Raw genomic sequence first — 14,266 nt, forward strand, 5'->3', positions numbered from 1 at the left:
ATAATACCTGACCCCATAGGCCCGCACCGGCGCAGACTGATTCCCTCAATCCTGTTATTCTTAGTCGTTTTCCGTAGTCCAAAATCGAACAAAAACGATGAAAACTCAGATCCAGGCCCTGGTCACCAGGGCGCTTGAACGCCTTGCCGATGAAGGCGTTTTCCCCGCCGACGCCATCCCCGTTCCCAATATCGACCGTGCCCGCGACAGCAAGCACGGAGACTTTGCCACCAATGTGGCGATGGTGTTGGCAAAGATCGCGCGATGCAAACCCCGGGATCTGGCGGAGAAATTGGTTGCCGCCCTGCCGGATTCCGCTCAGGTGGAACGCACCGAGATCGCCGGCCCCGGCTTCATCAACTTCTACCTGGCACCAGCCGCCTATCATCAGCTGATACCTGTGATCATGGAACAGGGTTCCGCATTCGGCCGCAGCAATTTAGGCACAGGCAAACGGGTGCAGGTGGAGTTCGTCTCCGCCAACCCCACCGGCCCGCTTCACGTGGGACATGGACGTGGCGCGGCCTACGGCTCCGCCGTGGCCGACCTGCTAGAGGCAGTGGGCTACGAGGTGCATCGCGAATATTACGTCAATGATGCCGGACGGCAGATGGATATCCTTGGCACCTCGGTCTGGCTGCGTTACCTGGAGCTGTGCGACGAGACGCTGACCTTCCCAGCCAACGGCTACAAGGGCGACTATGTATGGGACATCGCCGCCACCCTGCACCGGGATCACGGCGACAGCTACCGGCACAGCACGGAGGAGGTTTTCAACAGCATTCCTGCCGACGAGCCAGCGGGCGGCGACAAGGAAAAACACATCGATGCGCTGATCCAACGCGCCAAGGAACTGCTCGGCGACAACCGCTACCGTTTCGTGTTCGAGCTTGGACTCAATACCATTCTCGATGATATCCGTGATGACCTCTCCCTGTTCGGCGTCGACTTTGAGGAGTGGTACTCGGAGCGCACCCTGATGGAGAGCGGCGAGGTCAACAAGATGGTCGAGCGCCTGCGCAAGTCGGACTACGTCTACGAAGATGGCGGCGCCCTCTGGTTTCGCTCCACCGCCTTCGGCGACGAGAAGGACCGGGTGGTAGTGCGTGACAACGGCCAGACCACCTATTTTGCTTCCGACATCGCCTATCATATGGACAAGCTGGAACGCGGCTTCGACCGGGTTATCGATATCTGGGGCGCGGACCATCACGGCTATGTGCCCCGTGTGCGTGCCGCGCTGAAAGCCCTGGGCGATGACGACAGCAAGCTCGACGTGCTGTTGGTGCAGTTCGCCATCCTCTTCCGGAGCGGCGAGAAGGTACCTATGTCGACCCGCTCAGGCTCCTTCGTCACCCTGCGCGAATTGCGCAAAGAGGTTGGGGCCGATGCCGCACGCTTTTTCTACGTGATGCGCAAGTGTGAACAGCATCTCGACTTCGACCTGGATCTGGCAAAATCCCAGTCCAGCGACAACCCGGTCTACTATGTGCAGTATGCCCACGCGCGTATCTGCAGCGTGCTGCGCCAGGCCGCAGACAAGGGGATCGACGTTCAGCCCAGTAGTGGCATGGAGAACCTGGAGCGTCTCACCGAGACCCACGAACAGGCACTGCTGGTCACCCTGGCCAAGTATCCTGAAGTGGTGGAAACCGCCGCCACCCACGAGGAACCACATCAACTCACTCACTATGTGCGCGACCTTGCCAACGATTTCCACACCTACTACAACGCACACAAATTCCTGATTGATGATACTGCCCTGCGTGACGCCCGTTTGAAACTGATCCTGGCCACCCGTCAGGTATTACGCAATGGCCTGCAGCTGCTCGGTGTCTCCGCCCCGGAGAGCATGTAACCCATGGTCGACTACAAGCGACGTGCCGCCCCAAAACGCAAAAACAAAAAACAGAGTGGCAACTGCAGCCTCTGGTTCTTTTCCGGATTCATCGTCGGGGCATTTATCATGGGCCTGGTATGGCTGAAGCTGGGCCAGGATCTGGCAGAGGGACACATCCCGGGGGTTACGCCGCCAAAACCCACGGCAACACATTCCAGGCAGATCGAACCGGAACAGCATGAGGCACCTCAGCCACGCTTTGATTTCTATTCCATCCTGCCGGAAATGGAAGTGGTGATCCCGGAGGATGAGATCATCGAGAGCGAGACACCTGCAAAACCCGCCACCCCGCCCCGGCCCGACGAGAAGCCTGCTGCGATACAGGGGGTCTCCTACATCCTGCAGATGGGCTCGTTCCGTAAACATGCAGACGCCGACCGCATGAAGGCGAGGCTCGCCCTGATAGGCATCGAAGCGGAGATCCAAAAGGTCAGCATCAATAACCGGGACACCTACCACCGGGTTCGCAGCGGCCCCTACAACAACCATCAGCGGCTTAACGGAGCACTCAAACTGGCCAAAGAGAACCGTATCAGCACACTGGTGATAAAACTAAAAAAATAGCCCATAATCTTTCCGGGTACACCTTGATCACCGACACGAATCCGGCACAAGAACGAAAGCCCTAATGTTTCGGCGATTTGAGCCGATAAAAGCTGTACCCTTGTTCAACAATCTATGTCTAATCTGGGCTTGCACCATGGAACTTGAAACCTACCGTTTCACTCCCGGCAACGGCTGGGACAGGGAACCTGACCACAATCTAGACTCCCCGAATACCCTCGTGCTTTTTTTCGGGGCGCCTGATTATTCGCTGATCGAAGATGCCGTGTCGTGGCTGGAGGGGCACTTCGCCAAAGGCGTCATACTCGGCTGCTCATCCGCCGGAGAGATATTCGGGGATGAACTCTCCCTCGACTGTCTGGTAGTGGCGGTACTCCGATTTCTGGAGACCCGCCTCAGGGTTACCTGCACCGAGCTGGCGCAAACCGACGATTCATCTCGCGTGGGACATCAGATCTCATCCGAGCTGTTGGACAACGATCTACAGGGCATACTGATATTATCCGAAGGCCTCGGCGTCAACGGCAGCCAGCTGATCGAAGGTATCAATAGCGCACTGCCGAAACACATCACTGTCACCGGCGGCTTGGCTGGGGACGACGACCGGTTCGAGCGAACCTGGGTCTGGCATGACGGGCTTCGCAGCACCAAACTGATCTGCGCATTGGGCCTGTACGGCTCCAAGATTTCTATCGGGTACGGCTCGAAAGGGGGATGGGATCTACTGGGACATGAACGGGAGGTTACCCGTTCAGTCGACAACATACTCTACGAACTGGACGGGCAACCCGCACTTGATATCTACAAGCGTTATCTTGGAGAGCGTGCATCCGGTCTGCCGGCCACTGGACTGTTGTTTCCACTCTCCATGCGAGACCAGGAGAACTCAGATGATCCCAAGGTGCGCACTATCCTGGCTGTCGACGAGACCGAACAATCGATCACCTTCGCCGGTGATATTCCACAGGGCAGCTTCGTCCGCCTCATGCGCGCCAATTTCGACCGCCTGATCGACGGCGCGGCCACAGCTGTCGAAGAGATCAACCTCAGCCGTTATCACGGAGGCCCGGTCCTCTGCATCGCCATCAGCTGTGTCGGACGCAGGCTGGTGCTCGGTGAGCGCACCGAAGAGGAGATAGAGGCAACCCTGGAGGGATTGCCCGGCGAGACCAGGCAGATCGGTTTCTACTCCTACGGCGAACTCTCCCCTTTAAGCAGCGGACGCTGCGACCTGCACAATCAGACCATGACCCTGACCCTGATCTGGGAAGATGAATAATGCACCGCCTGTTGCGCCGGCAGCTTAAAAAGATCGGCCTCAACCCTGCTTCAGAGTCCCCCCCCACCCTGGATCAGTGGCGTAAATTACTACAGCACATCAACCGTGCCTATGGGCAGTCGGACCAGGATCGCTATACCCTAGAGCGCTCCCTGACCATCTCCTCCGACGAGATGCATGAACTCTATAAGCGACTCAAAGACTCGACCGAGGCACGATGGGGAGCGATCGCCAACGCACTGCCGGATCTGCTTTTTCTGCAGGATGCGCAGGGCATCTATCATGAGATCTTCTCAGAGGCCAGGGACGACCAACTCTTCCGTCCCGAGAATGAGATCATCAACAAACATCCTAAAGAGATCTTCCCCCCAAAGATTGCATACACCTTCATGACATTGCTGCAGAAAGCGCTGGATACCCAGGAGGTGCAGATCATCGAATATGAGTTGGATGTACCGGCAGGCAGACGCTGGTTCGAGGCTCGCATGACGCCGACCATGTTGCGGCTCAATGGCGAAAAAACGGTGATCAGCCTGGTCAGGGACATCACCGACAGGAAACAGGCGGAGGTTCGTCGGCGGCTTTCATCCACCGTATTCGAGGCCGTCACCGAAGGCATGGCGATCCTCGACCGGGGTCACCAGGTTACATTCGTCAACAGTGCATTCACCTATATTACCGGCCGCTCGGAAGCAGAAGCTGTCGGGCAAGAACCGCGCTTTCTGCAAAGCGGCGCAAGCGAAGAAAAGCTTCGCATCATCTGGTCTATCGTCGACGCCAAGGGCAGTTGGCGCGGGGAGCTACAGAGCCGCCGCGCCAATGGTCAGAACTACCACCTTTGGCTCAGCATCAATGCAGTTAAAGACAGCAATGAGAGAATAACCCACTACGCCCTCGTTCTGAGCGATATATCGGAACTCAAGCGTTCCCAGGAAGAGCTGGAATATATTGCCACCCACGATCCTTTGACTCACCTGCCGAATCGCACGCTGTTTCACGAGCAGTTGGAACAGGCGATACACCGCTCGAAACGAATCAACCGCAAAGGCGCAGTTTTCTTCCTTGATCTGGACCGCTTCAAGAACATCAACGACACATTGGGGCACCATGTTGGCGACGACCTCCTCTTCCAAGTTGCTGAGAGACTGCGCCAGACAGCCCGCGAAGAGGATATGATCGCCCGGATCGGCGGCGATGAGTTCACCCTGGTCATCGAAAATCTGCATCGACCGGAGGATGCAGCCAAGGTTGCACAAAACCTGTTGAATACCTTTTCGGCACCCTTCCCGCTAAAAGGCTATGAACTGGAGATCTCCGCCAGCATAGGCATCAGCATCTTTCCCGATGACGGCGATGAAATCAGCCAATTGACCAAACAGGCAGATTCCGCCATGTACAGCGCCAAGGAACAAGGTCGAAACACCTTCCGCTTTTTTACCCAAAAGTTGACTGAAACCGCCCTCGAGTATTTTGATTTGGAGATCAGCCTGCGCAGGGCGCTGGAACTCAATCAGTTCTTTCTGCTCTACCAGCCGCAATACGATCTGATCAGCGGCGAACTTCTCGGTGTCGAAGCCCTGATACGGTGGAACCATCCCGGTATGGGGATGATCTCCCCCAACCGCTTCATCCCCATTGCAGAGGTCAGCGGCCTTATCGAACCCATCGGAGAATGGGTGCTGCAAACCGCTGCCACTCAGGCGACCCAGTGGGACAAGGCGGGACTGAAGCCCTTTCCCGTCAGCGTGAACCTCTCCCGGCGCCAGCTTAACAACCCCGGACTGGTCGATATCGTGAGCCGGATTATTGAAACTACCGGTCTGCCGGGTGAACGCCTGGAACTGGAGATCACCGAGAGCGCCCTGTTGGAGACAGAAGAGCAGGCCTGCAGCAGCCTGGAAAAACTGCGCGCGCTGGGATGCAGCATCGCCATAGACGATTTCGGGACAGGTTACTCATCACTCGCCAACCTGAAGCTCTTCCCGCTGGACAGACTCAAGATCGACAAGTCCTTCGTTCGCGACGTGACCAAAGACCCAAACGACGAGGCGATCATTCGTGCCACCATTGCACTCGGCAACAGTCTGCAACTCAGCGTAATCGCTGAAGGGGTGGAGACCGAGGCCCAACGCGACTTCCTGCTAAAAGAGGGATGCCGGGAGGTACAGGGATTTCTGTTCAGTCAGCCGGTGGAAGCGAAGAGGATTGAGGAGATGATGAAGGTGACAGGTGACAGGTGACAGGTGACAGGTGACAGGTGAATTATTGCGGGAGCATTTTTCGAGTCAAGTAGAAATTATCATACTTTTCACTCAGCCCTTCCCTGTTCCCTCCTCGACGGGGAGGGAACAGGGAAGGGGGAATCAAAACGATCCTGAAACCTGAAACCTGAAACCTTTGCCCTTAATCCCCCGGACAACCCGCATTGAACTCAACCGGCACAACCTGAACAGCTTCACCGGACCCGCCCCAACTGTAGACCTCGGTGGTCGCGGGATCGCATTTATCGCAGCTTGAACCACAGGAGGCATAGACGCTGTGCTTCTGTACCCGGCCCTTGCGAATCCAGTGTTCGAGCATACCGCGTACCGCATCCGGGTCAGCATCGAAGTGCACGGCGATATCAGCCAGGCTCGCCTGCTTACGCGCCATCAGGTAACGTTTGATATCTGCAAGAATCATATCTCCACCCCCTGCATCTCCCGCTGCTCTCGCTGTGACCAGAAACGCAATCCTATGACGACCATCACCAACAGGGTCAACAGCCCAACGATCCATGCCATGGCGCTCTCCGGATGTCGGGAGTAGGTAGCAGCCTGATAGAAGATACTCGACGCCATGAATGCGACACCAGTGGTCCAGGCTGCCACAAAGGCGGCCCAAGCGCCGCCCGCCTCTCGCTTGATCGCGCCGATTGTGGCAACACAGGGAAAATAGAGCAGGATAAAGAGCAGATAGGCGAAGGCACCCGCCTGTCCGTCGAAACGCGCTGCCATGGCGCCGAAGATACCGACATCGACTGCCTGGGCCTCTGCGGCCGCCTCTGCTGAACTGACATCACCTACGTTGAGAGCCAAAGGATCGCCCACCAGATCTTTCACCCCCACAAGGTTCTCGGGTACCGTGGCTGAAGCCTCGATCAGCGCTTGCCAAAAGTCGAATGGCGCCTCCTCCGTCACGCCGCTCTCTGCTGCGGCCAACCCGGTATAGATGGAGTTCAGGGTGCCGACCACCGCCTCTTTGGCCAAAATACCGGTAAAGATACCCACCGTCGCAGGCCAGTTGTCCTCTTTGATACCCAGTGGTGCAAAAAGGGGTGTCAGCAGTTTACTGGCCGCACTGAGTACCGATTTCTCTGAATCCTCATTACCGAAAGAGCCGTCCGTACCGATGGAGTTAAGCACATTGATCGCCAACACCATGAGGATAATCACCCGCCCGGCCTCCTTGATGAAGAGTCGAACCCGATCCCAGGTGCGCAGGGCGACCCCCTTTGCCGTCGGCATGTGGTAAGGCGGAAGTTCCATCATGAAACCGGTACTTTCGCCCGAGAGCAGTGTCCGCTTCATGATCATTCCGGTGAGAATCGCCACCGTGATACCGATCATGTAGAGCCCAAAAACCAGGTTCTGGCCATTGGTGGGAAAGAATGCTGCGGCAAAGAGCGCATAAACAGGCAGTCGCGCCCCACAGGACATGAAAGGATTCATCAGGATCGTCAGCTTGCGCTCACGAACACTCTCCAGGGTACGGGTTGCAAGCACCGCCGGCACATTGCAGCCAAAGCCCACGATCATCGGCACGAACGCCTTGCCCGGCAGACCTATGGAACGCATGAAGCGATCCATCACAAAGGCCGCACGGGCCATGTAGCCGGTATCCTCCACCACCGAGAGAAAGAGATAGAGAGCGGTGATGATAGGGATAAAGGTTGCCACCACCTGAACGCCGCCTCCCACACCATTGGCGAGCATCACCACCGCCCAGTCTGGGAAGCCGATATCAGAGAGCAGCAGACCAAAGCCGTCGACAAAGATAGCCCCGGCCACACCGTCGAAAAAGTCAATGAAGGCGCCGCCGATATTGATGGCGAACATGAACATCAGGTACATCACCGCCAGAAAGACCGGAATACCGAAGATACGATTCAATACCACTTTGTCAATGCGGTCACTGAGAGTTTTGCCCACCTTGCCGCGCTCATGCACCACGGTCTGCGCCAAGGCGTGGGCATGACCGTACCTGGCATCTGCGATGTGGATATCCGCCTCTTCGCCTGCACGATTCTCTATGGCTTGCTGCCACTCACTCACTTTCGTCTCGAGAACTGCATTGGCATGGCTCAATGCAAAGGCATCCTCCTCCAGCATTTTCAGCAGCAGCCAACGACGTTTGGCCCGCTCCGGTTCCTCTTGCAGCAGCGGCTCCATCTCTGTAATCGCTTGCTCCACCACCTCTTCCTGTGCCAGAGCAAAGCCACCGCTGGCAAAACCGGAGGCAAGATCCTGAATCGCCCCTTTTAGTTTGATGATGCCCTCACCGGTCACCGCCACGATGGGCAGTACGGGACAACCCACTTCACTACTGAGCTTTGCAAAATCGATATCGATGCCGCGCTTGCGCGCCACATCCATCATATTGACGGCGATCAGCAGGGGCACCCCCATCTCCAGCATCTGCACCGTGAGATAGAGATTACGCTCCAGATTGCCTGCATCGACGATATTGATGATCAGATCCGCATCCCGCGATAGCAGATAGTCGCGGGTCACCTGCTCGTCCAGGGAGGCGGCATCGAGGGAGTAGATACCGGGCAGGTCGATGACGGTGACATCGTCACCTTCAAGATCGAAATGGCCCTCTTTCCGGTCCACCGTGACACCGGGCCAATTGCCGGTTCGCTGTCGGATGCCGGTCAGGGCATTGAAGAGTGCTGACTTGCCACAGTTGGGATTTCCCGCCAGGGCGATCGTCGGGGGTTTGTCGCCCGACGACCGGACAGGCGTCTGCTCGTCGTTTTCACAACAGCCCATGATTACCTTTCGAATCTATGTGTCTACGTCGTGCCGTTGTCCAGAGGTGACATCAGCAGCTTCTCGGCCACGCCGCCCCCAAGGGCCACGCGCACGCCGCCATTTGCCACCACGACCCCGCGGCCCCGGTGCTGAAGCACATCCACCTCCGAGCCGACACGCAGGCCGAGGCTAAGCAGACGCCGCGTCATCTGACGCCCTCCCTTCACCTCAAGGATGCGGGCATGCGCGCCTACCGGCAGGGTAGCCAGTGATACGGTTTCGGTGACAAATTCAGATCTCAGACTCATCGCAGACACTATGAAAACACCTAAATAATTATGATTCTCATTTAAACAGATTTATCCCTGTCTAACAAGAGGAAAGAATTACATAATTTAACCAAAAACTGATATGACAACAATCAACTTGCCACTCACCACAGGCTATATTGAAGATTTGCAGGGTGCGCCATGCGCACCAAAACAAGCCGGAATCATAGTATGTACGCTAATCATGGTGCGCACAGCACACCCTACCTCCTGGCCGCATCTGCAATTATCGCATTGGTAGCGCACTATATAGGCTTAATCAACAGATCAACCCGATGGGGCTTCAGAAAATGCGCCTCATCCGCGCTCATGTGGGCCATGAACGCACTGCGGATCTGCTCATGTCGTGCCTCATCGATATCCAGCTTGGTATGAGTCACTTTGAGAAAGCGCGATTCGAACTCATCCCAGGTATAGGTGCCGGGCACTTCGAAGAAGAGTTCCTGCCGCAACTCGAATGCACCGGATGACACCTCGGTCTCGATGGCGCTGAAGGCCATCTGACGCACATTTTTCTCATCGTGGATGAGCGACATCAAGGCATTGAACGGGCCGGTATAGACCGGCTCAGAAAAGTAGGCCAGCCCCCCTGGCTTCAATACCCGGTGGATCTCCCGCATCGCGGCCGGCATCAGCTCGGCAGGTACGTGATGCAGCGACTTCAGCATCCACACAATATCTATGCTGTTTTCCGCTTCACTGATCGCCTGCGCCCCTTCCATACGAAAATCCACGTTTCGCAAGTTCAACTGCAGGTTTTTCTCATGCTGCACCCGATCGACCTCCGTGGCGACAAAGCGGGATGCCGGATAGCGCGCCGCCAGCTGCCGGGTAGTCCAGGCAGCACCGCATCCCAATTCCAGGATACGGGCGTTATCCAAAGGCAGGAGCCGCTCCATCAGCGCCTGTTCTGTAGTGGTTTCATAGGCATTCGGCTTGTGAAGTTGCATGGTTTCGGCTGACAAGAGTCACGGGCTCCGTTAAGGTTTAGGTCTGATTAAATGCGATTTCATTTCGCGGACGTATCATTTTACTACAGATGGAGCAGAGCGGTTCGCGCCCCCTCTCCGTCTCAAGCCTGGGATCTCAAAAACTTGCTGTCCGAACAACTGGCAAACTGGATGCACCGCATTCGCATTCACCTCTCCAGACCGGATGCGCTGTTACAGCTCTCGGGCCTGGGTCTGATCACCGGCCTTCTGGCAGGCGGCGTAATCGTGGCCTTCAGATTGGCGGTGGAAGGCAGCCAGGCCGGACTGCTGCCTGCTGGTCTGCCGGAAAATTACGAGGCGCTGCCGCCATTATTGCGTTTCCTGTTACCGGTTTTCGGCAGTCTTTTGTTGGGATTCATTTTTCACAATTGGTCTCAGGGTCTTTATGTTCTCGGCATTGCCCGGGTAATGGAACGACTCGCCTACCACCAGGGCTACCTCACACTACGCGAATTCATCCTGCAGTTTGTCGGTGCGGCGATCGCCATCATCAGCGGGCATTCAGTCGGCCGGGAGGGGCCCCACGTTTTTCTTGGCGCAGCCAGCGGCTCACTGCTCGGTCAGCAACTCTCACTCCCCAACAACACCATCCGCACGCTGGTCGGCTGCGGCACGGCCGCAGGTATCGCCGCCTCTTTCGACACCCCACTTGCCGGGGTGATCTTCGCCCTGGAGGTGATAATGATGGAATACACCCTGGCCAGCTTCATGCCCATCATCCTCGCGGCCGTCAGTGCCAACAGCATCTCCATCTACATTCTTGGTGACGAACGCGCTTTCGATATGTCGGTGCTGACCTTGGGATCGATGCAGGAGCTGCCGATTCTGCTGCTGCTCGGACTCGTTGTAGGTGCCGCAGCAGCTGGCTTCAACCAGCTTATCCAGATTACATCCACCTACAGCAAGCCCCTGGCATTCTGGCAACGCACCCTGCTGGGGGGCATTATCGTCGGTCTTTTGGGGGTCATAGTTCCCCAAGTACTGGGCATTGGCTACGACACAGTCAACGATATCCTGCTTGGAGAGCTTGCTATTGAACTGCTGTTGGTCCTGGTTTTTGCCAAGGTGCTCGCCACCTCTGCAAGTATCGGCCTGGGCATACCTGGCGGCATGATCGGACCGGCGCTCTTCATCGGCGCAGCCATCGGCGGTTTTTTTGCACCGCTCTCCGGGCTCCTGATCGATGGGGAGGTTTCAGACCCGGGTCTCTACGCACTGATCGGCATGGGCGCCATGATGGGCGCCAGTCTGCAGGCGCCGCTTGCCGCCCTGACCGCCATCGTCGAACTTACCTTCAGCCCGCAGATAGTGATGCCCGGTATGCTGGTAATCGTCGTCGCCAGTCTCACCAGCAGCGAACTCTTCCGCAAACAGTCCCTCTTTATCACCATTCTCAAATCGAGCGGCCTCGATTATCGTACCGACCCGGTGATGCAGTCACTGCGGCGTGTCGGCGTTGCCAGCGTGATGAATAACAACTTCCTGCGCTGTGAGAGGGAGATGGATCACAACTCCGCCAACCATATTATAAAGCTGGCGACTGAGTGGTTGGTTATCAACAAAGAGGATGAACCCGCCATCCTGATGCGGGGCCTCGATCTTGCGCGGTATCTGGAGGAGTCCGGGGAGCAGAATATCGACCTGCTCTCTATTCCTGCCCGGCGTTATCAACTTGCCGGCGTGACGATGCAGGCCAGTCTGCAGGAAGCCCTCGAAAAACTTCAGGAGAGCGGCGCGGAAGCACTCTTCGTGGAGCGGCAAAAACATCGTGGCGCATATCGTATTTTGGGTATCCTGACCCGGGAACAGATTGACTCGGCCTACCGTTTTTGACCCTGGTCATCTACGATGCCGATAGTACGGCAAGCCGCTGCGAAAAGGCATATTATAGTCGTCTTGTTTGGACACGACGACTATAGGACAACGATCATGAGCGACGGCCAGAATCCTGAAAACATCATCTACAATGACCAGTCTATCCGCCTGGATGAACTACTGCAGGAGCATGATCGTCTAGTATCAGAAAACACGAATTTAAAGAAGAGAAATAAGAAGGCCATCCGCCGCTTTAACCGGGAAGAGCAGCTAAAGCCCTATCAGGCAGAACTGATCAAGATGCAGCAGTATCTTGAGTCCACCGGCACGCGTTTTGTCATTCTGTTCGAGGGAAGAGACGCCGCTGGCAAGGGCGGCACCATTCGTCGTGTTGCCCGCTACATGAACGAGAAACACTACCGTATCGTCGCCCTCGGAAAACCGACTGATGAACAGAAGACCCAGTGGTTTTTCCAGAAATATGTAACCCAATGCCCCCGTGGAGGTGAGGTCGTACTCTTCGACCGCAGCTGGTACAACCGCGCCATCGTTGAACCCATCTTCGGGTTCTGTACACCTGACGAGTACGAAAATTTTATGATCGGCGTAACCGGTTTTGAGAAGGATTTGGTGCGTCAGGGCACAATTCTGGTGAAACTCTACTTTTCCGTTACCAAAGAAGAGCAAGCTCGCCGTTTCGAACGCCGCAAGACCGACTCTCTGCGGCAGTGGAAACTATCCGAGATCGACGTCCAGGCCCAGGATCGATGGGACGAGTTCACAAACCAAAAATATGAGATGTTAAAACGCACCAATACAACCCACTCACCCTGGACCATTATTCGCTCCATCAACAAACACCAGGCCAGGCTCAATGCCATGAAAGTGATCCTGAACGCCGTGCCTTACGAGCGGCTGGATCCAACGCTCGACTTCGTACCGAGCCACGACGTCGTCATCTCCGGCTCCCGTGAACTGGAACTGATGGAAGCCCAGCGCCTCCAGAGCGGAAAGTTCGTGGGGTGAGCCACGACCGTTTGTCCAGTGGACAAACGCAGCGTGGCGAACGGCCGGACAGGAGGTCCGGACCGGGGGTTGAAAAGAGCCGCCCATGCCTCGCCAGTGATGGCAACTCACATCTTCCTTACGAAGCCTGTCGTTTGTAGGCCCGATCAAGCGCAGCGGATCGGGCATTTGGTGCCGGTTCCGCTACGCTTGAACCCGCTTACTATGGCCACCTTAAAAAGTTTCAAGCCGTCTCAACCGGCCGCATCCGATCCCCGCGTCCTTCGAATCAGCTTCAGCACCACAATCAGTAACGGCGTACCATGCATCAGCAGATCGAAGATATCGATGGGACGGGAGAGCGTGCCATCAACCAGCATCTTGAGCTTTTCCCATAAATGGGGTTCAGGATAGAAGGGGGCCAGCGCCAGCAAGACCGCAGGCAATACGATCATCTCGAGTGGTATCTTATCTAACCAGGACATCATAAACGGCTCTCTTTTAAATACATTCTCGGCAAAGCTCACGGTATCGATCTGCATCTGCCTCACTGAAACAACAGACGATGATCTTTTCAAAATCATCCACCCACTCTCTCATGGCTGCAAGGGCAATCTCGGCAGCCTGCTGCTTGGGGTAGCCATAGACACCCGTACTGATCGCAGGAAAAGCAATCGAGGCAACACCATGTGCCTTTGCCACAGAAAATGATTTACGGTAGCAGGATGCCAGCAGCGCTGACTCTCCCCTCTCGCCACCCTGCCAGACCGGCCCAACTGTGTGGACCACCCACTTTACAGGCAATTGAAACCCGGGCGTAATACGCGCCTCACCTGCCGGACAACCGCCGAGAGGCCGACATGCGGCAAGCAGATCGGGGCCAGCCGCCCTGTGAATTGCACCATCCACACCCCCACCGCCCATCAGGGTTGAGTTTGCCGCATTGACCACGGCATCCACTTCAAGTCGGGTGATATCTCCCTGTACAATCTCTATCTGGCCCATCGTAATAATCCCCAGGTATGTCGACGTCCACACTCAATTTGCTACTGGTTGTCATGCTGCTGATCTGGTTCTGGCGTGACAGTCTCAAGGTCAGAGAGAAAGCCACCCGCATCAGCCGTGCCGCCTGCGATGCTCAAGGTGTGCAATTTCTCGATCAAACCGTCGCCCGACGCCGAATCGGAGTGAGATGGATACGCGCAGGTTTGAAATTCCGCCGACTCTATGAGTTCGACTACAGCCAGGAGGGGAGCGGCAGACAGACAGGTTACATCATAATGCTGGGCAACCAGCTTGAGCTACTGCATATCGAGACCGAGGAGAGTGGCGAGTTGCACTAGCCAGGACAGGCTCGTCATCCAGAT

At 56.3% G+C, this 14,266-nt stretch carries 13 protein-coding genes; 7 read left to right on the forward strand and 6 right to left on the reverse strand.

The annotated features are described in order from the left end of the window. The first annotated feature begins 97 nt into the window (after positions 1-97). The 4 genes from HPY30_07680 (at position 98) to HPY30_07695 (ending at position 5,983) form a co-directional block, all read left to right on the forward strand. Complete coding sequence (locus tag HPY30_07680) at positions 98-1,858, forward strand: arginine--tRNA ligase (protein ID QYZ65875.1); 1,761 nt, start codon at positions 98-100, stop codon at positions 1,856-1,858. Positions 1,859-1,861: 3 nt separating this feature from the next. Beyond that, positions 1,862-2,464 carry a cell division protein gene (locus HPY30_07685; GenBank protein ID QYZ65876.1) on the forward strand — a complete coding sequence of 201 codons (603 nt, stop codon included), beginning with the start codon at positions 1,862-1,864 and terminating at the stop codon, positions 2,462-2,464. A gap of 136 nt (positions 2,465-2,600) precedes the next feature. Beyond that, entirely contained in the window at positions 2,601-3,743 is a 1,143-nt protein-coding gene (locus HPY30_07690) for a hypothetical protein (GenBank protein ID QYZ65877.1), read from the forward strand. Continuing rightward, on the forward strand, positions 3,743-5,983 hold the full coding sequence (locus HPY30_07695; protein ID QYZ65878.1) for an EAL domain-containing protein: 2,241 nt from the start codon (positions 3,743-3,745) through the stop codon (positions 5,981-5,983). Before HPY30_07690 ends, HPY30_07695 begins: the two co-directional genes overlap by 1 nt. A gap of 163 nt (positions 5,984-6,146) precedes the next feature. Here HPY30_07695 and HPY30_07700 read toward each other — a convergent pair whose 3' ends face one another. From HPY30_07700 to HPY30_07715, 4 genes are all read right to left on the reverse strand, one after another. After that, positions 6,147-6,425, reverse strand: a complete 279-nt coding sequence (locus HPY30_07700) for a sugar metabolism transcriptional regulator (protein ID QYZ65879.1) — start codon at positions 6,423-6,425, stop codon at positions 6,147-6,149. Continuing rightward, entirely contained in the window at positions 6,422-8,776 is a 2,355-nt protein-coding gene (gene feoB, locus HPY30_07705; GenBank protein ID QYZ65880.1) for a Fe(2+) transporter permease subunit FeoB, read from the reverse strand. Before feoB ends, HPY30_07700 begins: the two co-directional genes overlap by 4 nt. 23 nt (positions 8,777-8,799) lie before the next feature. Continuing rightward, positions 8,800-9,066: a ferrous iron transport protein A gene (locus HPY30_07710; GenBank protein ID QYZ65881.1), complete on the reverse strand. Its 267-nt coding sequence runs from the start codon at positions 9,064-9,066 to the stop codon at positions 8,800-8,802. Between the two features lie 266 nt (positions 9,067-9,332). Then, complete coding sequence (locus tag HPY30_07715) at positions 9,333-10,037, reverse strand: class I SAM-dependent methyltransferase (GenBank protein ID QYZ67952.1); 705 nt, start codon at positions 10,035-10,037, stop codon at positions 9,333-9,335. Positions 10,038-10,208: 171 nt separating this feature from the next. Here HPY30_07715 and HPY30_07720 point away from each other — a divergent pair, with 171 nt between their 5' ends. Beyond that, complete coding sequence (locus tag HPY30_07720; GenBank protein ID QYZ67953.1) at positions 10,209-11,912, forward strand: chloride channel protein; 1,704 nt, start codon at positions 10,209-10,211, stop codon at positions 11,910-11,912. A gap of 96 nt (positions 11,913-12,008) precedes the next feature. After that, entirely contained in the window at positions 12,009-12,920 is a 912-nt protein-coding gene (gene ppk2, locus HPY30_07725; protein QYZ65882.1) for a polyphosphate kinase 2, read from the forward strand. 233 nt (positions 12,921-13,153) lie between these two features. Here the strand turns inward: ppk2 and HPY30_07730 are convergent, their stop codons facing one another. Both HPY30_07730 and HPY30_07735 read right to left on the reverse strand, forming a co-directional pair. Beyond that, entirely contained in the window at positions 13,154-13,384 is a 231-nt protein-coding gene (locus tag HPY30_07730) for an RND transporter (protein QYZ67954.1), read from the reverse strand. A gap of 16 nt (positions 13,385-13,400) precedes the next feature. After that, on the reverse strand, positions 13,401-13,904 hold the full coding sequence (locus HPY30_07735; GenBank protein QYZ65883.1) for an O-acetyl-ADP-ribose deacetylase: 504 nt from the start codon (positions 13,902-13,904) through the stop codon (positions 13,401-13,403). A gap of 17 nt (positions 13,905-13,921) precedes the next feature. On the opposite strand from HPY30_07735, the gene HPY30_07740 reads away from it, so the two are divergent. Next, positions 13,922-14,242, forward strand: a complete 321-nt coding sequence (locus tag HPY30_07740; protein QYZ65884.1) for a DUF3301 domain-containing protein — start codon at positions 13,922-13,924, stop codon at positions 14,240-14,242. The last annotated feature ends 24 nt before the right edge of the window (positions 14,243-14,266 follow it).

Source organism: Gammaproteobacteria bacterium (ex Lamellibrachia satsuma) (assembly GCA_019623805.1).
Lineage (GTDB): Bacteria > Pseudomonadota > Gammaproteobacteria > Chromatiales > Chromatiaceae > QGON01.